This window comes from Rhodoferax sp. (assembly GCF_034519335.1).
In the GTDB taxonomy this organism is placed as follows: domain Bacteria; phylum Pseudomonadota; class Gammaproteobacteria; order Burkholderiales; family Burkholderiaceae_C; genus Allorhodoferax.
Map to the genome: position 1 here is coordinate 117,756 of NZ_JAXHOL010000001.1, position 25,998 is coordinate 143,753.

A 25,998-nucleotide genomic window follows, 5' to 3' on the forward strand; every position below is an offset into this window, starting at 1 on the left:
GTCAGGATGATAGCGGGGCAGGTCGGTGTGGCTGTAAGCATCGGTCCAGCGCAGCATAGAAATCAGCGGGTGCGGTCTGCACCAGCGGCACGGCGCGGGCTTCAGGCACGTGTTGCCAGAGTTTGGTAGCGTCTTTCTCAGTGCAAATCAGGCTGTAGTGCCCGTGGTTATTGCGCGACCAGCTATCAAAATCATAGTGATCCGTGAGCGCCATGGTACGCGTTGGAACGATACCCTGCGCGCGCAGCATGGCAAAAAAAGCCTCGGGCTGGGCAATGCCCGCCACGGCACACAGCGGCTTGGCACCGGGAGCGTTCAGGGCCGCGAGTGGCTGCATATGGCCGCTGGCATCTACCGTGTGGTCGGCCAATTGGCGGATGGCGGTAAAGCCGGGCACGGTGTTAGGCCCTGTGTTGAGCACCAGCAGTTGCTCACCAGACTGGCCCGCGGCATGCAATGCCCTGCGCGGCCAATGTTCACGAAGCGGGCCAGCGGGCAAGAGCCAGCCGTTGCCGATGCCTCTGCTGTCGAACACACAAATTTCTACGTCACGGTAGAGGGCGTAATGCTGCATGCCGTCGTCACACACGATGATCTGCGTTTGAGGGTGGGCGTCCAGCAAGGCCCGGGCCGCAGCGGCACGCTCACGACCCACGTACACCGGAACCCCCGTTTTACGCTGCAGTAGCAAGGGTTCATCACCCACTTCGGCGGGCAATGCATCCGTGTGTACGGCCTGAACGGCGTCACTTCGGCGTCCGAAGCCGCGCGAAACGATGCCAACCTTCCACCCCTGGGCTTGCAAATGGGCCACCACGCCGATGACGGTGGGCGTTTTGCCCGCACCACCCGCCAATACATTGCCCACTACCACCACGGGGACTGGAAGGCGCTGGCTGGTGAGCCAATGTTGGCGATACGCAAAGCGGCGCAGCCAAACGAGGCTGCTGTAAACAAAAGCGACAGGGCGCAGGGCCCAGGCCAGTGCACCGCGGCCTGTCCAGGCCCGCAGCAGGGCCTGTTGCAGGCCTGCATGCATGTCTTATTGGCCGCCCGCCTGGGCGGAAGACTGGGTGGCGAAGGTGATTTGGTTGAGTCCGGCGCGCCGGGCCGCTTCCATCACGGTGACCACGGCCTGATGCTTGGCGCTGGCATCGGCGCTAATGATGACGACGGTGTCTTTGCCTGCCTTGGCGTTGTCGGTCAGGGCAATCGCCAAGCTGTCCAAGTTACGGCCTGCAATGGCATTGCGGTTGATGCTGTAGCTGCCATCCGCACTGACTGCAACGATGAGTTCCTTCGGGTAGTCGCGCTGGGCATCGGTGTCGGCGACCGGCAGCTTGAGCTGCAGTTCGGTGAACTTGCTGTAGGTGGTAGACAGCATCAGGAAGATGAGCACCACCAGAAGCACGTCGATAAAGGGGATCAGGTTGATCTCGGGCTCGTCCTGGCGGCGGTGGCGGAAGTTCATGGTGCGGTGTTTCCTCAATCGGCCGACTTATTTGCGCATGGCCCTGAGGTGCCGATTCAGGTGCTCGGCCGCGAGCTCCAAGGTCAACAGGTAGGCATCGACGCGAGCCCGGAAATAGCGCCAGAAAATCAGTGAAGGAATCGCAACGATCAGACCAAACGCTGTGTTGTAGAGCGCAATTGAAATGCCGTGTGCCAATTGCGCGGGGTTCCCACCAGTGCTGCCGCCTGGCGCTTGCGAGCCGAAGATCTCAATCATGCCCACCACCGTGCCAAACAGGCCCAGCAGCGGTGCGGCCGACGCAATAGTGGCCAAGGCGCCCAGATAGGTTTCCAGGCGTTGGGTGACTTTGCGCCCAGCGCCTTCCATGGTGGCACGCACATCGTCTTCCGAAATATGGGGGTCTGCATTCACGGCGCGCAGGCCGCTGGCCAGTACTTCCCCCAAGGCCGAGTTCTTTTCCAGTTGGGTGACGACATCAGGCGCAGGCACGCTGGTGCGTGTGACGCTAAGCACTTCTTCAAGCAAGCGGGGAGGTGCCACCTTGGCAACTTTCAGGCTGATGAAGCGTTCGATAACGATGGCCAAGGCCAGAATGGAGCAGGCAATCAAGGGCCAAATGGGCCAACCCGCGGCTTGTATGATGGAAAACAAGTGTGAAACCCCATGCAGAGTAAAAGCTGGCTGATTATGGCGTAGCCGGATGTCCCCTTTTTTCACAAAATGTGTGGATAAGTATGTGGGCAACTGCACCAGCTTGGCGGCTTTGCCCCGCCTGCATGCGGGTGCGAACAGTTTGATGACAAATACAGCAGTGAAAACTCCAATGAATTCAAAGACTTGCTACGCACCCGTGTGCGTTGGCGGAAGCCAGGGCGCGGTACATGGCTGCATTTGAGGCTGTGCCGCCCCTGCGGCGGGTTTGGCCGGTGTCAGCCTTGTGTCGTGCTCTAGCTGACACGCTGGACGCACGCTTCAACCCGGTGCGGGTGACCGGGGAGCTGGCCAGTTTCACGCGGGCCAGCAGCGGCCATTGCTACTTCACCTTGAAAGACGCGCAAGCCCAGCTGCGCTGTGCCATGTTCAAGCGCGCTGCTTCCTTGCTGGACTTTGCACCGCGCGAAGGCGAGTTGGTGGAGTTGACTGGGCGCTTGGATATTTACGGGCCGCGTGGCGATTTGCAGCTGATTGTGGAAAGCATGACGCGACAAGGCCAGGGCAATCTGTTTGAGCAGTTCATGCGTCTCAAGGCGGCGCTTGAGGCCGAAGGTTTGTTTGATCCTGCACGCAAGCGCTCTCTGCCTGCGGTGCCGCGGAGCATTGGCCTGGTGACGTCCCTGGGTGCTGCAGCCTTGCACGATGTGGTCACGGCCTTGCGCAGGCGTGCACCGCATCTTCAGGTGGTATTGGCGCCAGCTTTGGTGCAGGGTGAGGGCGCTGCACCCGCGCTGGTCCAAGCGTTGGAGTCGTTGTACCGTTAACCGTGGCGCGCAGGCGCAGGGGGTTGATGCCATTTTGTTGGTGCGGGGCGGCGGTTCCATGGAAGACCTGTGGGCCTTCAACGATGAACAACTTGCACGCACCATTGCCGCGAGCCCGGTTCCGGTGGTCAGTGGTGTCGGGCATGAAACAGACTTCACGATGGCTGATTTTGTGGCCGATGTGCGTGCGCCCACGCCCACGGCTGCGGCTGAGATGGTAAGTCCGTCGACCCAGCAGCTACAGGATTTGGTGGACAGCCAGCAAGACCGCCTTCAAACGGCCCTGATGCGCGTGGTGGACCGGCAGGCGCAACGACTGGATGGTGTGGCTGCCCGCCTGGGTCGCCCTTCGTCCATGGTGGTGCAGCGCAGTGCGGGTCTAGAACACTTGCGCCAGCGTCTGCGGCATGCGGTGGCCTCCGAGGTGCTGCGAAAGCGTGCTGCCGTGCAGCATGCCCAGCAAGGCTTGTTGCCTAGCTTGGCGCGGGCCCACCAAGCCCAGCAGGAACGCACTGCCCGTGCAGGCTTGCGCCTGGAGCTGCTGGACCCCAGCCTGGTGTTGCGCAGGGGTTATGCCTGGCTAAGCGACAAGTCCGGTCACGCCGTGACCCGGACGAGCCAGCTTCATGCCGGAGACCCCGTTCGGGCCACCCTTGCTGATGGCGCGGTTGATTTTGTGGTTGCCCAACAGGCTTCCAATTAGTTTCTACAATTCCGTTTTCTTGCTAACCAACCCAGAGGACTCCATGGAACATACCTTGCCCGCCCTGCCCTACGCGATTGACGCTTTGGCTCCCGCCTACTCCAAAGAAACCTTGGAGTTCCACCATGGCAAGCACCACAACGCCTACGTGGTGAACCTGAACAACCTGCAAAAGGGCACCGAATTCGAGAGCATGACGCTCGAAGAGATCATCAAGAAGTCCAGCGGCGGTATCTACAACAACTCCGCCCAGATCTGGAACCACACCTTCTTCTGGAACTGCATGAAGCCCAACGGCGGTGGTGAACCTACTGGCGCGTTGGCAACTGCCATCAACGCCAAGTGGGGCAGCTATGCTGCGTTCAAAGAAGCGTTTGTGAAGTCGGCTGTGGGCAATTTTGGTTCCGGCTGGACCTGGCTGGTGAAGAAGCCTGATGGCACGGTAGACATCGTGAACACCGGCGCGGCCGGCACGCCTCTGACCACCTCTGACACAGCCCTCTTGACCGTGGACGTATGGGAACACGCGTACTACATTGATTACCGCAACATGCGTCCCAAGTTTGTTGAGACCTTCTTGGACAAGCTGGTGAACTGGGGGTTCGCGGAAAAGAACTTCGCCTGAGGCGCGTTTCGTCTTAGCCGAGAGGCCAACGGGGTGACCTGTTGGCCTTTTTTACTTTGGGGTCATACTTTGGTCGCGAAAAAATTTTTGCCAGAATGAAGTTAAATTTCGCATTGTGAGAATGCATTGCAAAAAACCGGATTTAGGTCAGACCACTGAAAGCACAATCACGCACTATCCGGTGAACAAAGCCGGTGGGTAGTGCAGACCCACGGCGCCACCCCTTTCTATTTTTTGGAGACAAGAGATGACTACCCAGCAACCCACCATCATCTACACGCTGACTGACGAGGCCCCTCGCCTGGCCACCGCGTCGTTTTTGCCCATCATTCGCACATTTGCCGCGCCCGCAGGTATCAATGTGACCGAAAGCGATATTTCAGTGGCTGCCCGGGTGCTGGGGGAGTTCCCCGAATGTTTGCCCGAAGCCCAAAGGCTGCCGAATACCTTGGCCGAGCTGGGCAAAAAAACGCTGGAAGCAGATGCCAACATCATCAAGCTGCCCAACATCAGCGCATCCGTTGGCCAATTGCAAGCGTGTATCAAAGAGCTGCAGTCCAAAGGTTATGCAATTCCTGACTATCCGGAAGCGCCCAAGACGGACGAAGAAAAGTCCATCCGCGCCCGTTACGCCCGCTGCATTGGATCGGCTGTGAACCCTGTGCTGCGCGAAGGTAACTCGGACCGCCGTGCGCCCAAGGCCGTGAAGGAATACGCCCGCAAGAACCCGCACAGCATGGCTGAATGGAGCCAGGCATCGCGCTCGCACGTGTCTCACATGCACGCCGGAGACTTCTACCATGGCGAAAAGTCCATGACGCTGGACCGTGCTCGCGAGGTCAAGATGGAACTGCTCACCAAGAGCGGTCAAACCATTGTTCTCAAGCCGAAGGTGTCTCTGCTGGACCGCGAGGTCATCGACAGCATGTTCATGAGCAAAAAGGCCTTGCTGGAGTTCTACGAGAAAGAAATTGAAGACGCGCGCAAGACTGGCGTGATGTTCTCGCTGCACGTGAAGGCTACGATGATGAAGGTGTCCCACCCCATCGTGTTCGGCCACTGCGTGCGGATTTTTTACAAAGAAGCGTTCGAAAAACACGGCGCCTTGTTCAAGGAGCTGGGCGTCAACGTCAACAACGGTATGGCAGATCTGTACACCAAGATCGCCACCCTGCCGCAAAGCAAGCAAGACGAAATCAAGCGCGACCTGCACGCTTGCCATGAACATCGCCCCGAGCTGGCCATGGTGGACTCTGCCAAGGGCATCACCAACTTCCACTCGCCCAACGACATCATCGTGGATGCCTCCATGCCCGCCATGATCCGCAACGGCGGCAAGATGTGGGACGCCAATGGCCGCCTGAAAGACGTGAAGGCCGTGATGCCCGAGTCGACCTTTGCTCGCATTTACCAGGAGATCATCAACTTCTGCAAATGGCACGGCAACTTTGATCCCAAGACCATGGGTACCGTACCCAATGTGGGATTGATGGCGCAGCAGGCCGAAGAGTATGGCTCGCATGACAAGACATTTGAGATTTCGGAAGACGGTGTGGCCAACATTACCGACCTGGCTACGGGCGAAGTGCTGCTGAGCCAGAACGTGGAAGCGGGCGACATCTGGCGCATGTGCCAGGTCAAGGACGCTGCTATCCGCGACTGGGTCAAGCTGGCCGTGAACCGTGCGCGCAACTCGGGCATGCCCGTGGTGTTCTGGCTGGACTCGTACCGCCCCCACGAAGCGCAGCTGATCACCAAGGTGAAGATGTATCTGCACGAGCACAACACCGTGGGTTTGGATATCCAGATCATGAGCCAAGTGCGTGCGATGCGCTACACGCTGGAGCGCGTGATCCGCGGCCAGGACACGATCAGTGCCACCGGCAACATTCTGCGTGATTACCTGACCGATCTGTTCCCCATCATGGAATTGGGTACCTCGGCCAAGATGCTGTCTATCGTGCCCTTGATGGCCGGTGGTGGCATGTACGAGACGGGAGCTGGCGGCTCTGCGCCCAAGCATGTGCAGCAACTGGTGGAAGAAAACCACTTGCGATGGGATTCCTTGGGCGAGTTTTTGGCATTGGCAGTCTCCCTCGAAGATTTGGGCCTCAAGACGGGCAATGCAAAAGCCAAAGTACTGGCCAAGACATTGGACGCTGCAACGGGCAAGCTGTTGGATAACAACAAGAACCCTTCTCCCAAGACTGGTCAATTGGATAACCGTGGCAGCCAGTTTTACCTGGCCCTTTACTGGGCGCAGGAATTGGTAGCCCAAACGGATGATCCTGCACTGGCAAAGCTTTTTGCACCTCTGGCCAAGCAACTAACCGACAACGAGCAAACCATTGTGGCCGAGTTGGCTGCGGTGCAAGGAAAACCAGCGGATATCGGCGGTTATTACCTGCCCGATAGCAGCAAGCTCGATGCAGTGATGCGTCCCAGCCAGACCTTGAATGTGGCCTTGAAATCGGTCAAAGTGTAAGCTCGCGTTTTAGCCCTTTGGGGCTAGCCGCCGCGGACAGAAAAATGCCCCCGCAGACTGCAATGTCTGCGGGGGCATTTTGTTGGGGGACTGCAGTTGTGTGGCCTTGCAAATTATTTGCGTGTTGTGAATGGTGGCCCGCCCAATTTGCTTCCAGCCTTGAAGCCACGTTTGGTGAACCAGCCTTGATTCATTTCCAGAACGTAGCGTACCGGTTTGGCTGCGCAATGGGAGTCAGTCGTTTGTGGTTTCATATCTGCGAGGTTCACGATGGTTCCGTCATCGGCCACAAAAGCTGCGGTGAGCGGCAAGAGCGTGTTCTTCATCCAGAAACACAGGCCAGAGGGTTGTTCGAACACAAATAACATGCCTTCATGCTGGGGCATATCTTTGCGAAACATCAGGCCGATGCTGCGTTGGTCTGGCGTTTGGGCCACTTGTGCATCAATGACATGCATGCCCGCCGTGAGCTGGATGCGTGGCAAATTTGTTTGGGCGGAATCTTGTGCAATGGCTGCATGTGTTCCAGCCATTGCCATGCAGAGTGCAATAAGGTACTTGCCAAAGGATTTCATACGGTGACTGTTTGCGGGTTGTGATGCGGTCAAGGATTGGATTGTGCGCCATGTGCGTGCGGCATTTACAACTAGAATTCCCACGGTCAATTCCGGCGCCGCACCTTGCGTGTGGCATCCGGCCTCACATTGTTAGCGTACCGAACACGGAGTTCTGTTTTTATGTACCAGCACATCAAGGTCCCCGCGGAAGGCCAAAAAATCACCGTCAATGCCGACATGACTTTGAATGTGCCGGACCAGCCCATCATCCCTTACATCGAAGGTGATGGAACGGGGCAGGACATTACCCCAGTGATGCTCAAAGTGGTGGACGCAGCTGTAGCCAAGGCCTATGGTGGTCAGCGAAAAATTCAATGGATGGAAGTTTATGCGGGTGAAAAATCCACCAGAATTTATGGCCCTGATGTCTGGTTGCCCCAGGAGACGCTGGATGTAGTGCGGGAATACGTGGTGTCTATCAAGGGGCCACTGACGACTCCGGTGGGGGGGGGTATTCGTTCGCTGAACGTGGCGCTGCGCCAGGAGCTGGACTTGTATGTGTGCCTGCGACCTATCCAGTATTTCAAGGGTGTGCCCAGCCCGCTGAAAGAACCAGAGAAAACCAATATGGTGATCTTCCGTGAGAACTCGGAAGACATATACGCCGGCATTGAGTTTGAAGCGGAGTCGGACAAGGCCAAGAAGCTCATCAAGTTTTTACAAGACGAATTCGGTGTCAAGAAGATCCGCTTCCCAAATACCTCTGGAATCGGCATCAAGCCTGTATCGCGCGAGGGAACCGAGCGCCTGGTTCGCAAGGCCATCCAGTACGCCATCGACAACGACAAGCCCAATGTGACGATTGTGCACAAGGGCAATATCATGAAATTCACCGAGGGCGGCTTCCGCGACTGGGCCTATGCGTTAGCCCAAAAAGAGTTTGGCGCAGAATTGATTGATGGTGGTCCATGGTGCAGGTTCAAGAATCCCAAAACCGGCAAGGACATCGTCATCAAGGACAGCATTGCGGACGCGTTTTTGCAGCAAATTTTGTTGCGTCCGGTGGAGTACAGCGTGGTGGCTACCTTGAATCTGAATGGAGATTACATCTCCGATGCATTGGCGGCCCAGGTGGGCGGGATTGGCATTGCCCCCGGTGCCAATTTATCCGATACCGTCGCCATGTTTGAAGCAACCCATGGCACGGCCCCCAAGTACGCGGGCAAGGACTATGTGAACCCCGGTTCCGAGATTTTGTCGGCTGAAATGATGCTGCGCCACATGGGCTGGAAAGAGGCGGCAGACCTGATCATCCGCTCGATTGAAAAGTCGATTGCCAGCAAGAAAGTGACGTACGACTTTGCCCGACTGATGGACGGCGCCAAGCAGGTGAGTTGCTCCGGCTTTGGCCAAGTCATGATCGACAACATGTGATATGGATGCTGCGGCACCGCTCGCAGTACCTCCTCACCCTGAAAAACCGCTGCGGAGCCAGACTGCGCAGCGGTTTTTTGTTGGTGCGGCTTGAAACCCTCGTTTTTGTCACCAACTCCAAACAACATCGCCAGCGTGCACGCAAGTAAGCGCCCGATAAAATCTCACGCATGGCCACCAACAAACCTACCAAGCCCATCATTTCGCCGCCCCTTACCGAGGGGGATGGCTCCGTGGTAATGGAGCGGCTGACGCAAAAGGTGCAGCCGCCGTCCATGTACCAGGTGGTCATGCTCAATGACGATTACACCCCCATGGAGTTTGTGGTGGTAGTGATCCAGGAGTTTTTTGGCAAGGACCTGGAGGCGGCAACGCAAATCATGCTCAAGATCCATCTGGATGGGCGAGGCGTGTGCGGTGTTTATTCCAAGGATATTGCCGCGACCAAGGTAGACCAGGTCATGGAGGCGGCGCACAAGGCAGGTCATCCATTGCAGTGTGTGAGCGAACCGGTGGATTTGTAGGGTATTTCCGGCGTAAGCGCTTTGGGCGACGTAAAACGCATTACAGTTATTCAACACAGCAAGGCAAAAAGGAATTCATATGATTGCCCAAGAATTGGAAGTCAGCCTGCACATGGCGTTTGTCGAAGCGCGGCAGCAGCGGCATGAGTTCATCACCGTAGAGCACTTGCTGTTGGCCTTGCTCGACAATCCCAGCGCTGCCGAAGTGTTGCGGGCGTGCGCTGCCAACATCGATGATTTGCGCAAATCTCTGAGCAACTTCATCAAGGACAACACCCCCCAAGTGGCCGGCAGTGACGAGGTGGACACGCAGCCAACCCTAGGCTTTCAACGCGTGATCCAGCGAGCCATCATGCACGTGCAGAGCACCGGCAGCGGAAAGAAAGAAGTCACCGGCGCCAACGTGCTGGTCGCTATCTTTGGTGAGAAAGATTCGCATGCGGTGTACTACCTCCACCAGCAGGGCGTGACCCGCTTGGATGTGGTGAACTTCATCGCCCATGGAATCAAGAAGAGCGATCCTCCTGAGGCAGCCAAATCCAGTGAAAATCCTGCAGAAGCGGAAGAGGGCGGTTCTGAAAAGAACGAAAAGGCTTCTCCACTGGAGCAATACACCCAGAACCTGAACCAAATGGCCAAGGACGGGAAGATCGATCCGCTAATCGGCCGTGAGTACGAGGTGGAGCGGGTCATTCAGATTCTGTGCCGCCGCCGCAAGAATAACCCGCTGCTGGTCGGTGAGGCGGGTGTGGGTAAAACGGCGATCGCCGAGGGCTTGGCATGGCGCATCTCGCAAAACGATGTACCTGAAATTCTGGCGGATTCCGTCGTGTACTCGCTCGACATGGGCGCCTTGCTGGCAGGTACCAAGTACCGCGGTGATTTTGAGCAACGCCTCAAAGGTGTGTTGAAAGCCCTCAAGGACAAGCCCAATGCGGTGCTGTTTATTGACGAGATTCACACCCTGATTGGTGCCGGCGCTGCTTCGGGCGGCACGCTGGATGCCTCCAACCTGCTCAAGCCCAGCTTGAGTTCAGGCCAACTGAAGTGCATTGGTGCAACCACGTTCACGGAGTACCGTGGCATCTTTGAAAAAGATGCGGCCCTGTCGCGCCGCTTCCAGAAGGTGGATGTGGTGGAACCCACCATCGACCAGACCGTGGAAATCCTCAAGGGACTGAAGTCCCGTTTTGAAGAGCATCACAACGTGAAGTACGCACTGGCTGCATTGCAGGCTGCTGCAGAACTCAGTGCGAAGTACATCAACGATCGCCATTTGCCGGACAAGGCGATTGATGTGATCGATGAGGCTGGTGCTGCGCAGCGCATTTTGGCGCCCAGCAAACGCAAGAAGACCATCAGCAAGACTGAGGTGGAAGAAATCGTGGCGAAGATCGCTCGGATTCCCCCTGCCAATGTGTCTAATGATGACCGCAGCAAACTCAAGACGCTGGAGCGCGACTTGAAGAGTGTGGTGTTTGGCCAGGACAAGGCGCTGGACGTCTTAGCCTCAGCGGTCAAGATGGCACGCTCGGGTCTGGGCAAGGGCGACAAGCCGATTGGCTCCTTCCTGTTCAGCGGTCCCACGGGCGTGGGCAAGACCGAAGCGGCCAAGCAACTGGCCTACATCATGGGCATCGATCTGATCCGCTTTGACATGAGCGAGTACATGGAACGGCATGCTGTGAGCCGTCTGATTGGTGCGCCTCCCGGTTATGTGGGCTTTGACCAAGGCGGTTTGCTGACGGAAGCCGTGACGAAGAAGCCGCATGCGGTGTTGCTGCTGGATGAGATTGAAAAAGCCCATCCGGACATCTTTAACGTCCTTTTGCAAGTCATGGACCATGGTTCCTTGACTGACAACAATGGCCGCAAGGCAGATTTCCGCAATGTCATCATCATCATGACGACCAATGCGGGTGCCGAGACCATGAACAAGGCGACCATCGGTTTCACTAATCCGCGTGAGTCCGGTGATGAGATGGTGGACATCAAGCGTCTGTTCACTCCTGAGTTCCGCAACCGCCTGGATGCCATCGTTGGCTTCAAGGCGCTGGACGAGGTGGTGATCCTGCGTGTCGTCGATAAATTCTTGTTGCAGCTGGAAACGCAGCTGGCCGAGAAAAAAGTGGATGTCACGTTTACCGACAAACTGCGCAAGCACTTGGCGAAGAAGGGGTTCGATCCGCTCATGGGTGCACGCCCCATGCAGCGGCTGATCCAAGACACGATTCGTCGCGCGCTGGCCGATGAGCTGCTGTTCGGCCGTCTGGTTGACGGAGGCCGTCTCACGGTTGATCTGGATGATGCGGTGGCTGACAAGACCGAAGTGATTCTGGACATTCAACCCTTGCCCAAAAAAGAGGGCAAGTCCAAGCCAGAAGAGGCTACAGCGGGTTGAGGGTCAAACACCGTAAAAGAAAAGGGGCGCTCTGAGCGCCCCTTTTTTAATCGCCGGTGGGTATGTTCAACTGGCGTTTAGTTGGGCCCGTATAACTTCAATGCGTTGCCGGTTGACACCAAAGTCTTTGCGACCAATGCGGCTCGCAGAGCGCACTTGAATGACTTGGTTAGACGTGTCGAGCCAAAACTCCACGTCATCTGTAAAGCGCAACAACTTGGTCGTGCTTTGGGCATACACGTAACCGTCGCTTTGCGAGACGATCACGGTACCCGGCAGAGATTGCACAACATCTACCAGTTTGGCCATTGCGGCCTTGGCGTCACCTTGGTATGCCAATGGCGCGATAGCGGCGTACTGGGCTTGTGGATGATCGGGATAGAGGCCAGCTTGGCTATTGACACTGTTGGGCGTGCGGGCTGGCGGTTTGAGTCGGCCGTCTTTGACGCCCAAGTCTGTGGGTGGTGTTCCTTTGAGGATTCCCAGCTGTCCAGCCAAAAACAACAGTGTTGCTATGGCTACCATCACCAACGCGATGAACCAGACGACTTTCATGGTTGACCCTCTCTATCAAGCGTGTTCAGGTGTGCGCCTCGCCATTTGGCAAGACGCACAAACCTGAGCTTACTTGAAACCCACACGGTCCAACATCTGTTGGACTTTGACTTGGTTCATTCCGACCACGCTGATTGGGATCGTCTCGCTCTTGAACGAGCCGCCGCCCATGGCTTGAAGCGCAGGGTTGCTGGATTTCACGCCTTTTGCAGTGGGCCATTCGTTATTGCCGTTGGCGAAATGTTCCTGGGCAGAGGGGCTGGCCAAATATTCCAGAAATTTCACTGCGTTCGCTACATTCTTGGAGTTTTTGGCGACGGCGCCGCCTGCAATGTTCATGTGGGTTCCCCACGACGATTGGTTGGGAAACACCACGCCAACACGCTCCACGACAGCCTTGTCTGCGGCTGCGTCTGAACGCATCAATCGCGCCAGGTAGTAGGAGTTCGTCACCGCGATGCCACATTCCCCGCTGGCGACAGCCTTGATCTGGTCAGTGTCCCCGCCCTTGGGGGCGCGAGCCATGTTGTCCACCATACCTTTGAGCCACTGCTCCGCGGCCGCGTCACCCAAATGCTCGGTGACAGATCCAAACAGGGATAGGTTGTAAGGGTGCGAGCCCGAGCGAATGCACAGCTTTCCTTTGTTCTTGCTGTCACCCAGCTCTTCGTAGGTGTCTACGTCTTCCTTCTTGACCTTTACCTTGTCATACACAATCACACGTGCCCGGGTAGAGAAGCCATACCAAGGGATGCCGCCGTCAGTGCTTGCCTTGCCGCGCAGCTGCGCTGGAATGGCGTCTTCAAGCAATTTGGATTTGACCGGTTGGAAGAGACCATCGATTTCGCCGCGCCACAGGCGGCTCGCATCGACGAGCAAGATAATGTCAGCCGGAGACGCAGTGCCCTCTGCCTTCAAGCGCGCCAGAATGCCGGCATCGTCGGCGTCCACGCGGTTGAGTTTGATGCCGGTGGCCTTGGTGAAATTGGTGTACAGGGCCTCGTCCGTGGGGTAGTGGCGTGCGGAGTAAATGTTCAGTGTTTGCTCTTGCGCCATGGCGCCGCTAGCGCCGGCGACCATCAATGCGGCCAAAGTAATGCGAGAAATTTTCATGGTGTGTCGCTTTTCAGTTGTAAAACCAACGACATCATAAAACAAACGCGAATCATTCGTAATTAAGGTGAATTGATGCTGATCACAGAGTGGGTAAAAAGAGGCTGGATGACGGCCATGGTTTCGGGGGCGCTGTTGGTTTTGGCGGGCTGCGCCTCTTCACCAGTCGTAGTGGCGCCAGTCGTTGACGCCACTACGTCTGCGCCTGCAGCACCAGTCTTGGTGGTGAAGCCTCCGCCCAAGATAGGTTTGGCCTTGGGGGGCGGGGCTGCACGTGGGTTTGCGCATGTGGGTGTCATCCAGGTGTTGGAAGAAAATGGCATACGCCCAAATTTGGTAACGGGAACCTCTGCAGGAAGCTTGGTTGCCGCCATTTATGCCAGTGGCAAGACGGGGGCACAGCTGCAGCGTGTGGCAGAAACCATGGAGGAGGCTGCCATTGCAGACTGGACCTTGCCCATCTTCAGCCGTGGCATGCTGCGTGGGGAGGCACTGGCACGTTACGTGAACGCCCAAGTGGGATCGCGCCGAATCGAAGACATGCCGTTGCCACTGGGCATCATTGCGACGGACCTGAACACTGGCAAGGACGTGATCTTTCAGCGTGGCGATACAGGTACCGCCGTGCGAGCTTCCAGTGCAGTCCCGGCGGTGTTCCAGCCGGTCAAGATTTCGGGGCGTGAATATGTGGATGGTGGCTTGGTCTCGCCCGTGCCCGTGGGTGCGGCACGCAAGATGGGGGCGGATTTTGTGATTGCGGTGGACATTTCCAGTCCACCGGAGGGCAGCCTCACGGGCGGAACGCTGGAAATCCTGTTGCAAACTTTTTCCATCATGGGCAAAAGCATCAATACCTTTGAGCTGCGCGATGCCGATGTGGTGGTGCGCCCAGCCCTCCAGGGTATTGCGAGTTCGGATTTCAGTGCCCGCAAGCGTTCGATTGATGCCGGCCGGCAGGCTATGCTGCGTGCAATACCTGAGCTGAAGGCCGCACTCGCAGCCCGCATGCGTTAGGGAGGCTCGTTTGCGAGGGGCAAAAAAAAGGCCCCGTTTTGCAACGAGGCCTTGAAGGGATCCCTGAACCTGAAGGTTTCGAAAGGACCCGAGGAGACAACCGGTGGAAACAAACTTTGTTTCCGATGAAAGAATTATCTCAGGGTTTTCCCTTGGTAGATAGGGAGTAGGCCCAAATTTATTAAAAAACTTACGACCCGTTCCTGAATTAGCGCTTTTTGGCAGCAGTCTTGGTGGCGTTGGTCGCTGTGGCGGCCACTGCATTGAAGTTGGCTTCTGCCACTTCTGTGGCTTGCTTCACAGCCTTTTGCACAGATTCCAGCGCGTTGTTGGCAGCAGCCACAGAGCTTTTCAGGATGGCCACTGCGGCTTCGGAGCCGGCAGGAGCGTTCTTTGCAGCGCTGTCCACCAGACCTGCAAACTTCTTCTGGGCGTCAGCGGCTTGGCCTTCCACGGTCTTGGTCAGCTCAGCGCTGGCACCGGAAGCGATGTCATACAGGTGACGGCTGTAAGCAGCGGTCTTTTCAGCCAAAGGTTGCAGCAGGCTGGATTGCAGAGCCAGCAGTTCTTGGGCGTCTTTCACGCTCAGGACGGATTGGGTGTGGCCAGCGGCTTCAGACAAGGCAGCCTTGGAGGCGGTCAGGTTCAGTTCAACGATTTTTTCCACGCCTTCGAAGGCCTTGTTGGTCAGACCAAACAGGGTTTCGATATTGGCCTTGTGGGAAGCGATTACTTGTTCAACGGTCAGCATGTTCATTCTCCAGTAGTTAAGGTGAAAATCACTATCTGCTCCGTAACCTGCCCCCTGGGGCTCGTTTATGTTGCAGTGCAGCATGGGGTGAATTGTAGCGATGCTGCACTGCAATGCAAGCACTTTTTGTTGCAGTGCAGCAATTTAGATGCGATCGCCTATTCCTGTGCGGTTTCATGCCATTGACATGGTGGTCGGGCAGTGCATCCCGGGCTGGCAAAATGCTCACATGGACAACGTTCCTTCCAAACCCCAAGCCGAACCTCGCAGCGCCTACAAAGCATTTCGTCCCATCTCCACACGCTGGTCTGACAACGATGTATATGGCCACGTCAACAACGTCGTCTACTACAGTTGGTTCGACACCGCGGTCAATGCCTACCTGATCGAGCAGGGGGTGCTGGATATTCATGGAGGCGGCACGATTGGCCTGGTCGTGGAAACCCAATGCAACTACTTTGCCTCGCTGGCCTTTCCGCAGGCCGTCCAGGCGGGCATACGCGTGGCCAAGTTGGGGACTTCCAGCGTGCGTTACGAAGTCGGCATATTTGGCGAGGGCGAGTTCACCGCAGCCAAGGGGCATTTCATCCACGTCTACGTGGACCCCATCACACGTAAACCGGTGGCGTTGCCGTCGGATCTTAAAAAAGTATTGGAGACTCTTCTATGAACGCTACCGTGGTGGACGACGCTATTACCTCCCGCATGTCGGCGCGGGCTTTCACTGGGCAGCCCGTTGCGCGTGCCGATTTGGAGGCGATCCTGCAGGTGGCCAGCCGGGCACCCAGTGGCACTAACTGCCAGCCCTGGAAAGTGTATGTATTGCAAGGAGCCAGCCGCAGCACTTTGGTGAACAAGGTCTGTGCGGCCCACGATGCCATCCGTGCCAACCCCGGGCTGGCGGCTGAGTATCAGGAGGAATACGACTACTACCCAGGCCAGTGGGTCAGTCCCTATATTGACCGGCGCCGCGAGAACGGCTGGGGCCTGTATGGCTTGCTGGGCATTGGCAAAGCGGACAAAGACAAGATGCACGCCCAACACCAGCGCAATTTCAGGTTTTTTGATGCACCGGTGGGCCTGATGTTTACCGTGGACAAAGTCATGGGCCGTGGCTCGCTGGTGGACTACGGTGCGTTTCTGCAAAACATCATGGTGGCGGCGCGTGGGCGTGGCCTGCATACCTGCCCCCAGGCCGCCTGGAACGGCTTTGCCAAAATCATCTTGCCGCATATTGGGGCGGGCGAGGGCGAGATGCTGGTGTGCGGCATGTCCCTGGGCTATGCGGACATGCAGGCGCCGGTGAACAGCTTTCATACGCCGCGTGTGCCGGTAGCGGAATTCACCCGTTGGCTCGACTGAGGCTTTGATTTATAAGAAATAGGCCCTTTGGGCCCATAGAAACTGCGCGAGCAGCTATTAATAGCATAGCAAATATGTCGCCATAGCGGCGTCGACTGTCACACCATGATCATTGCCAGCCTTCTGGATACCGACCTGTACAAGTTCACCATGATGCAGGTGGTGTTGCACCAGTTCCCGGGCGCACAGGTGGAATACCGCTTCAAGTGCCGAAATCCCGGCATGAATCTGGCGGCGCATGCCGAGGACATCCGGGCTGAAATTCGCAGTTTGTGCGAGCTGCGGTTTCAAGACGAGGAGCTGGCCTACTTGCGTTCGCTGCGCTTCATCAAAAGCGACTTTGTGGATTTTCTGGGTTTGTTCAAGCTCAATGAAAAATACATCACGGTCACGCCCTTGCCAACGGGTGAGCTGGACATCGTCATTGAAGGCCCATGGCTGCACACCATCCTGTTCGAGATTCCGGTGCTGGCCATCGTCAACGAGGTGTATTTCCGCAATACCCAGCCCCAACCGGACCTGGATGAAGGTCGCCGCCGTCTGGATACCAAGATTGCCGAGCTGCGGGTGGCCGGACTGGGTGACTTGAAAATTGCCGACTATGGAACGCGGCGCCGGTTTTCACGCGCATGGCACGAAGAAGTGTTGCGTGTGCTGGCCGCCAAGCTGGGCACCGTGCACAGCCCGGGGCGGACCGGGGCCGCACCGGGGCAGTTGGCCGGTACCAGCAATGTGTTGCAGGCCATGCGCATGGGACTGTTGCCGCTGGGCACTATGGCGCACGAGTATTTGCAGGCATCCCAAGCGCTGGGGCCACGCCTGCGTGACAGCCAGATTTTTGCCTTTGAATCCTGGGCACGAGAATACCGCGGGGACCTGGGCATTGCGCTAAGCGACGTCTATGGAATGAACGCCTTTCTGCGCGACTTCGACATGTACTTTTGCAAGTTGTTCGATGGCGCACGCCACGACAGTGGAGACCCCTTCAACTGGGGCGAACGCATGCTGGAGCACTACCTGCGCAACCGCGTGAACCCGCGCACCAAAACACTTATCTTCAGTGATGGCTTGACCGTTCCGCGGACCATTGAGCTGTACCAGCAGTTCCGCGGCCGTTGCCAGTTGGCGTTTGGCATTGGTACCAACCTCACCAACGACCTGGGTTACGAGCCCTTGCAAATTGTGATCAAGATGGTGCGCTGTAACGGCCAACCGGTGGCTAAGTTGTCGGATACTCCATCCAAGAATATGTGCGATGACGAAAAGTACCTGGCCTATCTGCGCCAGGTGTTTGAGATCACGCCAGCCGCCTGACAGGCACCTGCTGTCTGACGTTTTTTCAGGGAAGCACCCATCCATGTCCTCCAAACCCCGCATTCTTGTGGCCCGTGCTATTTTTCCGGAGGTGCTCGACTATTTGTCCCGGCACTTCGAGGTGGAGTCCAACCAATCCGACACTGCCTGGAGCCCGGAACAGCTGATAGAGAAGCTGCAAGGCAAGGTTGGGGTGTTGAGCACAGGCGGAGAGCGCATCAGCGCCGCGCTTCTGGCCGCGTGCCCGCAGCTGCGCATTTGCGCCAACATGGCCGTGGGCTTCAACAACTTTGATGTGGACGCCATGACCGTTGCGGGCGTGCAAGGCACCAATGCCCCTGATGTGCTGACGGAGACCACTGCCGACTTTGGCTTTGCCTTGCTGATGGCCACGGCCCGGCGCGTGACCGAGAGCGAGCATTACCTGCGTGCTGGGCATTGGAAGCGCTGGAGCTATGACATGTTTTGTGGCTCCGATATTCACGGCTCTACCCTGGGCATCATCGGCATGGGCCGCATTGGCCAGGCCATTGCGCGGCGCGGTGCCTTGGGCTTTGGCATGCAGGTGATCTACCACAACCGCAGCCGTCTTGACCCAGCCACCGAGGCCGCCTGTGGCGCCCGCTACGTGGACAAGACCACGCTGTTGCAAACCGCCGACCACGTGCTGCTGGTGGTGCCGTATTCGGCCGCTTCCCACCATACGATTGGTGCAGCCGAGCTGGCCCAGATGAAGCCCACGGCCACGCTGATCAATATTGCCCGCGGCGGCATTGTGGATGACGCTGCATTGGCAGTTGCGCTGCGCGAACAACGCATTGCTGCGGCGGGTTTGGATGTGTTTGAGGGTGAGCCCAACGTCCATCCAGAGCTGTTGACCGTACCCAACGTGGTGCTCACCCCCCATATTGCCAGCGCCACGCTGCGCACGCGGCGTGCCATGGCCCAGCTGGCCGCCGACAACCTGGTCGATTTTCTGCTGCAGGGCAGGCCACGCACCCCCATCAATACGCCACGGCTTGTGGCACGCAGCGCATGAAGTGGTGGCCGCAGACTGCGTCTGACAAGGACACGGGCGGCACCATTTCAGCCGAAGGCATGGTCGGCATCGGCGCGGTAGCCCGCGGCTTCAATGCCAGTATTTTTGTGGTCTGCGGTCTGGTGATTGTGCTGGCCTATGCGCTGGGCCTGTTCACCGATGGGCTCAATATGCTCAACATGGTGCTGCTGGTTGGACTGGCAGCCCTGGTGCAAGTATTCCTGATCCGGGGCTGGGTGCGCTCCAGCTCTGCCGTGGTGCTGGTGCTGCTCTTCGTGGGTGTGTTTTCCAGCATGGTGCGGTTTGGTTCTGTCAGCATTGCACAGGCGTCACTGGCCGGTATCCCGCTCATTTACTGCGTCATCATCCTGGGTGAGCGTGCCGGTCTGTTGATGCTGCTGCTATCGGTTGCGGCCAGTGCCTGGATTACTTGGGCCCAGGTGTCGGGCCAGCTGTTGCCCTCTGCGCCTACAGTGCCGCAGGCCCAGTGGGCCATTCTGACCACGGGCTTCATCGTCGCCTACCGCATGGCGGTGCTGATCAAGCGCCACCTGCTGGATGCTTCCCAGCGCATCAATGCGGCGCAAAAAATGTTGCTCGACGAGCGCGAGGCCAGCAATGCACGCGTGCTCAAGGCCCTCTCGGAGCTGGAGCGTCAGCGCTACGTGATTGACCAGCACGCTATCGTCACCATCATGGACCTGGGTGGCCACCTGAGCTACGGCAACCAACGATTTGTGGAGATCAGCGGCTACGCACCCCAAGAGTTTCTGGGCAAGAGCTACCGCATGATGGATTCGGACCAGCACGACGACCGTTTTTATGCCGATTTGCTGGCCACCATTGCGCAAGGCAAGGTGTGGCGCTCCGAACTGTGTAACCGCGCCAAGGACGGCACGCTGTACTGGCTTGACACCACGGTCGCCGCCTTCATGCACACCGATGGCACGCCGCGCGAGTACATCACGGTCAGCACTGACATCACCCAGCGCCGCCAGGCCGAACAGTCGGCGCTCGCAGCCAGCCAAGCCAAGTCGCAATTCCTGGCGAACATGAGCCACGAAATCCGTACGCCCATGAACGGGGTGGTGGGCATGGTGGACTTGCTACGCGCGACGGAACTGACCCGTGAGCAACGCCGCATGGTCGGCACCATCCACGATTCGTCCATCGCGCTGCTGCAAATCCTCAATGACATCTTGGACTTCTCCAAGATCGAGGCCGACAAGCTGGAGGTGGAAGCCATGCCCACCCATCTGCGCGAGCTGGTGGAGGGGGTGGCCCAGTTGATGGTCACCATTTCAGCCGGAAAAGATATCGACCTCTCCGTGTTGGTGGATCCTGATCTGCCCGCCTGGGTCTGGGTAGACCCCACGCGCCTGCGCCAGGTGCTTTACAACTTGGTGGGCAATGCCCTCAAGTTCACCTTGGGCCGGGCCGAGCGGCGTGGCAATGTGCGCCTGTATGTGCGCGCCGCGCAGCAGACGCAAGGGGTGCCCATGCTGGAACTCAGCGTGATGGACAACGGTATTGGCATGGCGCCCGAGTTGGTGGAGCGCCTGTTTGAAGCCTTTACCCAAGCCGACGTGAGCACGGCGCGCCAATTTGGCGGCACGGGCCTTGGCCTCACCATCAGCCGCCGGCTGGTGGAAATGATGCATGGACGCATCCTGGTGCACAGCACTTTGGGCCAGGGATCCATCTTCACCGTGTTGTTGCCTCTGCAGGTGGCTACTGTTGGGGGCGATGTGGTGCCGGGCATACGCCTCGAAGGCGCCCAAGTGCTGCTGGTCACCGACGACACCGATTGCGCGCAAAACCTGCCCGGCCATTTGCGCATGGCCGGTGCACGGGTGCAAAGTGTGCATACCCTGGAGCAAGCCGCGCATTGGATGGCCCGTGCGCAAGGGCAGTCGGTGTTGTTGCTGGATGTGGATGCGGCTTGGGACGATGCGGCGGACCACTGGGCACAGGCCGTGCCTGGCCGGGGCGTCGTGCGTTTGGTGCGACAAAACCAGAGCAGCTTGCCGGGCCGATCGGTCACCGTGTGCGCCCGGCCATTGCTGCTGCAGGAGTTGCTTCGTGGCATTGCCCTGGCATGTGGGCGTCTGTCCTTGCCTGCCGTCGTACCGCGGCCAGCTGTGGCGCTGCAGCCCAGCCCCACACCGCCATCCGTGGAGGCCGCCCGCGAAGCGGGTCGCCTGATTTTGCTGGTGGAAGACAACGAGACCAACCGTGAAGTGATGCAGGAGCAGTTGCGCATCCTCGGCTACGCCGCGGAGTCGGCGGCGGATGGTGCCACAGCACTAACCATGTGGCGATCCGGCCGTTACGGCCTGATGCTGACCGACTGCCACATGCCCCACATGGACGGTTTCGCGTTGACCGATGCGATTCGCCAAGCTGAAGGTCCGGCAGACCATATGCCCATTGTGGCGGTGACAGCCAACGCACTGGATGGTGAGCTGCAGCATTGCCTGGAACGGGGCATGGATGACTACCTGACCAAACCGTTGCGCCTGAGTGAGCTGGGAGCCATGTTGGCCAAATGGTTGCCGCGCAACAGCGCACCCCATGCCCCCCCGCAATGGGACAGCCAGGCACTGAGTCGTATGGTGGGCGATGACCCCACCATGCACCGCCGCCTGCTGGACCGCTTTGTGACCACGACGGCGGCCCAAATGGGGGAGCTGGAGGTGCTGCGTGCTGCGCAGGACCTCAAAGGCCTCGCTGCGGTGGGGCATCGGCTCAAGTCGTCGGCCCACACGGTGGGTGCCATGCAGCTGGGGGCGTTATGCCAAGATCTGGAGACCCTGGCGCGCCAGGGCCGGGCCGAAGAGTCATTGGCGCTGGTGTCGGCCATCCAGCAGGCTTTTAGCGCCGTGGAGCCGTTGCTGCGTGGTGCTTAGTTTGCTATTGATTTAGGAGCTGTTTGCGCAGTATCCATGGTCTCTACAGTGTATTTTGTATGAAAATTGTTAGGCGCAGCAATGCAATGGTTTGAAGGTCTGCTCATCGGTTTTGCCGTGGTGCAACTGTTGGTATTGGCTGTGGTGGTGTTGCGCCGGCCGGCCGCGCCTGCGCCCAGCGCCTTGCAGGAAGCGCAGCGACAAGAGCTGCTGGCACTGGTCAAGGCCAGCAGCGACCGGCTGGAGCGCGAGTTGCGCCGCGAGGTGACCGAGTCTGCCCGTGGGGGGCGCCAGGAGCTGGCACAAAACCTCGCTACTTTTCAGCAAAGTTTGGTGCAGCAGAGCGCCGAGGCCACCCGCACGCAGAACACCCAGATCGACGCCTTTGGCCAGCAGCTGGCGCTGCTGCAAAAAACGCTGTCCGACACGCTGACGAACCAGCTTTCCGGCTTGAGTGAATCCAACGCCAGGCGCATGAATGAGGTGCGCGAGACGCTGGAGAAACAACTCGCCCAACTGCAAGCTACCAACGCCGCCAAGCTCGACGAAATGCGCGCCACGGTGGACGAGAAGTTGCAGACCACGTTGCAAGCCCGCTTGGGCGAGAGCTTCAAGCAGGTGGCGGAGCGGCTGGAGCAGGTGCACAAGGGCCTGGGCGAAATGCAGACGCTGGCGCAGGGCGTGGGCGACCTCAAGCACCTGCTCACCAATGTAAAAACCCGTGGCATGTTCGGTGAGGCCCAGCTGGCCAGCCTGCTGGAGCAGGTGTTTGTGCCGGACCAGTACGCGACCCAGGTAGCCACGCGCCCCGGCAGCAAAAACGTGGTGGACTTCGCCATCAAGCTGCCTGGCAAAGTCCGACGACGGCGCGCCGTTGTGGTTGCCCATCGATGCGAAGTTTCCTAACGAGGACTACGAGCGCCTGCTCGATGCCCAGGGTCGCGCCGATGTGCTGGCTACCGAGGTGGCGGGCAAGGCGCTGGAGACCCGCATCCGGCTGGAGGCCAAGTCGATTGCCGAAAAATATGTGGAGCCGCCATACACCACCGACTTTGCGATTCTGTTTTTGCCCACCGAAGGCCTGTACGCCGAAGTATTGCGTCGCCCCGGCCTGATGGAAAGCCTGCAGCGCGACCACCGCATCACCTTGGCCGGCCCCACCACGCTCTTGGCCATGCTGAGCTCTCTGCAAATGGGCTTTCGAACCCTGGCGTTGGAGAAGCGCTCCAGCGAGGTCTGGCAGGTGCTGGGGGCTGTCAAAACCGAGTTTGGCAAATTTGGCGATGTGCTGGCCAAGGTCAAGGCGCAGACCGAGACGGTGCTCAAGACACTGGACAGTGCCGAGGTGCGCAGCCGTGCCATGGGCCGTGCGCTCAAAAAAGTGGATGCCTTGCCGGATACGCAGGCCCAGGCCCTGCTTCCCACCGACCGGGACTTTGACCGGGATGCCGACACCGGCTCGGTATGAGCGCCTCTGCTGAAGACACCCTTGGGGCCCATGCCAACGGCAGCATTGGAGGGCTGCTGCGGCTGGTGGCCGGGCAGGTGTGTCTGCATGCCAGCATGGCGGGCATGCGCATGGCGGCGCCGCTGTGGGCTTTGCAACACGGGTATGGTCCGCTGGCGGTGGGCTTTTTGTTAGCCTTGTTTTCACTGAGCCAAGTGTTTTTAGCTCTGCCAGCGGGGCGGTATGCCGATCGCCACGGTCTACGGCGTCCGGTGGCGCTGGGTATTGGTGCGTCCATGCTGGGCGGCGGGCTGGCTGCGCTGTTCCCCCATTTTGCGATGCTGTGTTTCAGCGCCTTGCTTATGGGTGCCGCCACCGGTGCCGCCTCCATTGCTCTGCAGCGGCATGTAGGGCGTGCAGCGCATGACGCACAAGAGTTGCGGCGTGTGTTCAGCTGGCTGTCCATAGGGCCGGCGGTTTCCAACTTTCTGGGGCCGGTGTGCGTGGGGCTTTTGATCGATCACGCGGGTGTTTGGCTCGGCGGGCGTGCTGCCGACCACAACGGATTTGTTGCCGCATTTGCCCTGACGGCTCTGGCACCTGCACTGGCCTGGCTGTGTGTGCGTCATGCGGTGGAGTTGCCCAGCCTGCACACCGACCCCGGCGCAGCGACACCCAGTGTGTGGCCACTGCTGCGCGAGCCGTTGATGCGCCGTTTGCTGCTGGTGAACTGGTTGCTCTCCAGCTGCTGGGATGTGCATACCTTTGTGGTCCCCGTGCTCGGCCATGAGCGAGGGTTCAGCGCATCGGTCATAGGCACCATTCTTGGTGCATTTGCATTTGCGGTTGCGGCCGCTGTCGTGCGTTTGGTCATGCCGCTGTTGGCCGCCCATTTGCGGGAATGGGCGGTGGTGACGGGTGCGATGGTGGCCACTGCGCTGCTGTTCGCGGTTTACCCCTTCATGCCGGGTGCTTGGTCCATGGGCTTGTGCTCGGTACTGTTGGGGCTGGCTCTGGGAACGGTACAGCCCATGCTGATGAGTACGCTGCACCAGATCACGCCCCATGCCTTACACGGCCAAGCCATCGCCCTGCGGCTCATGAGTATCAACCTCTCCAGCGTGCTCATGCCCATGCTGTTTGGCACTGCTGGTGTGGTGGTGGGGGTGTCGGTGGTGTTTTGGACCGTGGGCGCCATGGTGGGCCTGGGGGCTCGCATGGCCTGGGGCTTGCAGCCCAGGGCGCTGCCTTAGCGGCTGCGGCTTTACAAGGGCAGGTTGTAGAAGGTGCGGATGGTGTCCCACGCTTCCTGCGGGTCGTCGGTGTAGTGCAGCAGGTCCAGGTCTTCGGGGGATATGGCACCTTCTTCCACCAACACGTCCATATTGATCAGGCGCTTCCAGTAGTCCGTACCAAACAGCACGATGGGCACCGGCTTGGCCTTGCGGGTTTGCACCAGGGTGATGACTTCAAACAGCTCGTCCAGCGTTCCAAAGCCGCCGGGAAAAGCCACCAGCGCTTTGGCGCGCATCATGAAATGCATCTTGCGCGTGGCGAAGTAGTGGAACTTGAAGCTCAGCGAGGGCGTGACATAGGGGTTGGCCTGTTGTTCGTGGGGCAGGGCGATGTTCAAGCCGGGTGTGGGGGCACCCATTTCAAACGCGCCGCGGTTGGCTGCCTCCATGATGCCGGGGCCGCCGCCGGTGCAGATGAACAGACGCTCTTTGAGTGGTTTGCGCGCGCTGTAGCCGGCCACCAGGCGGGCAAACAGGCGGGCGTTGTCGTAGTGTTTTGCGTTGCGCACATGGCGCTCGGCCAGTGCCAATTGCTTGGCATCACCACTGGCCTTGGCGGCCTTGAGTGCGGCATTGGCATCTTCGGGGGACGGAAAGCGGGCGCTGCCAAAGACCACCACTGTGTTTTCGACCCCCTGCGCGGCCTGGTCCAGGTCGGGCTTGAGCATCTCTAACTGGATGCGCATGCCGCGGGTCTCACGGCGCAGCAGAAACTCGGGGTCTGCAAAAGCCAGGCGGTAGGCGTCGGCTTCCAACATGTTGCCGAGGTCGGCGTGGGCTTGCAGGTCGGCCCAGGCATTGGCCAGGCGCGCTTCGTTGAGGTTTTGCGTGTTTTCCATGCATCCATTGTGCGGCAAATACAAGACAGCAAAAAGGCTCCCGAGGGAGCCTTTTTGCTGAGCACACAGCGCACTTGGTGCGCGCTTGCGGCAGGGTGGCGGTTTAGACGCGCTTGCGGTATTCGCCGGTGCGGGTGTCGATTTCGACCTTGTCGCCTTGGGCCACAAAGATTGGCACGCCGATTTCGAAACCGGTGGCGATCTTGGCGGGCTTGAGCACCTTGCCGGAGGTATCACCCTTCACAGCGGGCTCAGTCCAGGTGATTTCACGCTCGACGCTGGTGGGCAGTTCCACCGAGATGGCCTTGCCTTCGTAGAACACCACTTCGGCGGTCATGCCGTCTTCCAGGTAGTTCAGCGAGTCGCCCATGTTTTCGGATTCGACTTCGTACTGGTTGTAGTCGGCGTCCATCCAGACATACAGGGGGTCTGCGAAGTAGGAGTAGGTGCAGTCCTTCTTGTCCAGAATGATCTGGTCCATTTTGTCGTCGGCCTTGAACACGACTTCGGTACCGAAGTTGGCGATCAGGCTTTTCAGCTTCATGCGCACGGTGGCAGAGTTGCGGCCGCCGCGGCTGTATTCGGTTTTCAGGACGACCATAGGGTCTTTGCCGTGCATGATCACATTGCCGGCGCGGATTTCTTGAGCGATTTTCATAGGGTTGCGAGAACGAATGTC

Annotated in this window: 21 protein-coding genes and 2 pseudogenes; 14 read left to right on the forward strand and 9 right to left on the reverse strand. The window is 58.7% G+C overall.

Annotated elements, in window-relative coordinates; genetic code table 11:
* Position 1 precedes the first annotated feature (1 nt).
* Genes lpxK through U5O12_RS00660 form a run of 3 tightly spaced genes read right to left on the reverse strand, consistent with a single transcriptional unit; the run spans position 2 to position 2,125 of the window.
* Positions 2 to 1,039: a tetraacyldisaccharide 4'-kinase gene (gene lpxK / locus U5O12_RS00650; protein WP_322576782.1), complete on the reverse strand. Its 1,038-nt coding sequence runs from the start codon at positions 1,037 to 1,039 to the stop codon at positions 2 to 4.
* A gap of 3 nt (positions 1,040 to 1,042) precedes the next feature.
* Entirely contained in the window at positions 1,043 to 1,471 is a 429-nt protein-coding gene (locus U5O12_RS00655; RefSeq protein ID WP_322576783.1) for a biopolymer transporter ExbD, read from the reverse strand.
* A 27-nt stretch (positions 1,472 to 1,498) separates the two neighbouring features.
* Positions 1,499 to 2,125 carry a MotA/TolQ/ExbB proton channel family protein gene (locus U5O12_RS00660; RefSeq protein WP_322576784.1) on the reverse strand — a complete coding sequence of 209 codons (627 nt, stop codon included), beginning with the start codon at positions 2,123 to 2,125 and terminating at the stop codon, positions 1,499 to 1,501.
* Positions 2,126 to 2,355: 230 nt separating this feature from the next.
* Between U5O12_RS00660 and xseA the strand changes: the two are divergent.
* The 3 genes and pseudogenes from xseA (at position 2,356) to U5O12_RS00675 (ending at position 6,765) form a co-directional block, all read left to right on the forward strand.
* Positions 2,356 to 3,655: pseudogene (gene xseA, locus U5O12_RS00665) on the forward strand (exodeoxyribonuclease VII large subunit).
* A gap of 43 nt (positions 3,656 to 3,698) precedes the next feature.
* Positions 3,699 to 4,280 carry a superoxide dismutase gene (locus tag U5O12_RS00670; RefSeq protein ID WP_322576785.1) on the forward strand — a complete coding sequence of 194 codons (582 nt, stop codon included), beginning with the start codon at positions 3,699 to 3,701 and terminating at the stop codon, positions 4,278 to 4,280.
* A gap of 247 nt (positions 4,281 to 4,527) precedes the next feature.
* Entirely contained in the window at positions 4,528 to 6,765 is a 2,238-nt protein-coding gene (locus U5O12_RS00675; protein WP_322576786.1) for an NADP-dependent isocitrate dehydrogenase, read from the forward strand.
* Positions 6,766 to 6,878: 113 nt separating this feature from the next.
* On the opposite strand, the gene U5O12_RS00680 is transcribed toward U5O12_RS00675, so the two are convergent.
* On the reverse strand, positions 6,879 to 7,304 hold the full coding sequence (locus tag U5O12_RS00680; RefSeq protein ID WP_416221419.1) for a DUF192 domain-containing protein: 426 nt from the start codon (positions 7,302 to 7,304) through the stop codon (positions 6,879 to 6,881).
* Between the two features lie 198 nt (positions 7,305 to 7,502).
* Between U5O12_RS00680 and icd the strand changes: the two genes are divergently transcribed.
* The 3 genes from icd (at position 7,503) to clpA (ending at position 11,681) form a co-directional block, all read left to right on the forward strand.
* Positions 7,503 to 8,756, forward strand: a complete 1,254-nt coding sequence (gene icd, locus U5O12_RS00685) for an NADP-dependent isocitrate dehydrogenase (protein ID WP_322576787.1) — start codon at positions 7,503 to 7,505, stop codon at positions 8,754 to 8,756.
* 170 nt (positions 8,757 to 8,926) lie between these two features.
* The gene (gene clpS, locus U5O12_RS00690) at positions 8,927 to 9,280 is read left to right on the forward strand and encodes an ATP-dependent Clp protease adapter ClpS (RefSeq protein WP_322576788.1); all 354 of its coding nucleotides are present in this window, start codon (positions 8,927 to 8,929) and stop codon (positions 9,278 to 9,280) included.
* Positions 9,281 to 9,359: 79 nt separating this feature from the next.
* Positions 9,360 to 11,681 (forward strand): ATP-dependent Clp protease ATP-binding subunit ClpA, encoded by a 2,322-nt coding sequence (clpA, locus tag U5O12_RS00695; protein WP_322576789.1) that lies wholly within the window; start codon positions 9,360 to 9,362, stop codon positions 11,679 to 11,681.
* A 66-nt stretch (positions 11,682 to 11,747) separates the two neighbouring features.
* Here the strand turns inward: clpA and U5O12_RS00700 are convergent, their stop codons facing one another.
* Positions 11,748 to 12,236, reverse strand: a complete 489-nt coding sequence (locus U5O12_RS00700; RefSeq protein WP_322576790.1) for a DUF1499 domain-containing protein — start codon at positions 12,234 to 12,236, stop codon at positions 11,748 to 11,750.
* Positions 12,237 to 12,305: 69 nt separating this feature from the next.
* Positions 12,306 to 13,349, reverse strand: coding sequence for an extracellular solute-binding protein (locus U5O12_RS00705; protein ID WP_322576791.1), 1,044 nt, complete (start codon positions 13,347 to 13,349; stop codon positions 12,306 to 12,308).
* A gap of 75 nt (positions 13,350 to 13,424) precedes the next feature.
* On the opposite strand from U5O12_RS00705, the gene U5O12_RS00710 reads away from it, so the two are divergent.
* Positions 13,425 to 14,363, forward strand: a complete 939-nt coding sequence (locus U5O12_RS00710) for a patatin-like phospholipase family protein (RefSeq protein ID WP_322576792.1) — start codon at positions 13,425 to 13,427, stop codon at positions 14,361 to 14,363.
* 208 nt (positions 14,364 to 14,571) lie between these two features.
* On the opposite strand, the gene U5O12_RS00715 is transcribed toward U5O12_RS00710, so the two are convergent.
* Positions 14,572 to 15,114, reverse strand: coding sequence for a phasin family protein (locus U5O12_RS00715; RefSeq protein WP_322576793.1), 543 nt, complete (start codon positions 15,112 to 15,114; stop codon positions 14,572 to 14,574).
* Positions 15,115 to 15,343: 229 nt separating this feature from the next.
* Here U5O12_RS00715 and U5O12_RS00720 point away from each other — a divergent pair, with 229 nt between their 5' ends.
* The 7 genes and pseudogenes from U5O12_RS00720 to U5O12_RS00750 all read left to right on the forward strand — a co-directional run bounded on the left by U5O12_RS00720 (position 15,344) and on the right by U5O12_RS00750 (position 24,438).
* Positions 15,344 to 15,784 (forward strand): thioesterase family protein, encoded by a 441-nt coding sequence (locus tag U5O12_RS00720; RefSeq protein ID WP_322576794.1) that lies wholly within the window; start codon positions 15,344 to 15,346, stop codon positions 15,782 to 15,784.
* Positions 15,781 to 16,476: a nitroreductase gene (locus U5O12_RS00725; protein ID WP_322576795.1), complete on the forward strand. Its 696-nt coding sequence runs from the start codon at positions 15,781 to 15,783 to the stop codon at positions 16,474 to 16,476. The genes U5O12_RS00720 and U5O12_RS00725 overlap by 4 nt, the downstream gene beginning before the upstream one ends.
* 105 nt (positions 16,477 to 16,581) lie before the next feature.
* The gene (pncB, locus tag U5O12_RS00730) at positions 16,582 to 17,790 is read left to right on the forward strand and encodes a nicotinate phosphoribosyltransferase (protein WP_322576796.1); all 1,209 of its coding nucleotides are present in this window, start codon (positions 16,582 to 16,584) and stop codon (positions 17,788 to 17,790) included.
* A gap of 43 nt (positions 17,791 to 17,833) precedes the next feature.
* A complete protein-coding gene (locus U5O12_RS00735; RefSeq protein ID WP_322576797.1) occupies positions 17,834 to 18,829 on the forward strand; it encodes a D-glycerate dehydrogenase in 996 nt (331 codons plus the stop codon).
* Positions 18,826 to 21,738 (forward strand): hybrid sensor histidine kinase/response regulator, encoded by a 2,913-nt coding sequence (locus U5O12_RS00740; RefSeq protein ID WP_322576798.1) that lies wholly within the window; start codon positions 18,826 to 18,828, stop codon positions 21,736 to 21,738. Before U5O12_RS00735 ends, U5O12_RS00740 begins: the two co-directional genes overlap by 4 nt.
* An 81-nt stretch (positions 21,739 to 21,819) precedes the next feature.
* Positions 21,820 to 23,206: pseudogene (rmuC, locus tag U5O12_RS00745) on the forward strand (DNA recombination protein RmuC).
* Positions 23,203 to 24,438 carry an MFS transporter gene (locus U5O12_RS00750; protein ID WP_322576799.1) on the forward strand — a complete coding sequence of 412 codons (1,236 nt, stop codon included), beginning with the start codon at positions 23,203 to 23,205 and terminating at the stop codon, positions 24,436 to 24,438. Before rmuC ends, U5O12_RS00750 begins: the two are co-directional and overlap by 4 nt.
* Positions 24,439 to 24,449: 11 nt before the next feature.
* On the opposite strand, the gene U5O12_RS00755 is transcribed toward U5O12_RS00750, so the two are convergent.
* Together U5O12_RS00755 and efp are read right to left on the reverse strand one after the other, a co-directional pair.
* Positions 24,450 to 25,319 (reverse strand): TIGR00730 family Rossman fold protein, encoded by an 870-nt coding sequence (locus U5O12_RS00755; protein WP_322576800.1) that lies wholly within the window; start codon positions 25,317 to 25,319, stop codon positions 24,450 to 24,452.
* Positions 25,320 to 25,422: 103 nt separating this feature from the next.
* On the reverse strand, positions 25,423 to 25,977 hold the full coding sequence (gene efp, locus U5O12_RS00760; RefSeq protein WP_322576801.1) for an elongation factor P: 555 nt from the start codon (positions 25,975 to 25,977) through the stop codon (positions 25,423 to 25,425).
* Positions 25,978 to 25,998: the final 21 nt, after the last annotated feature.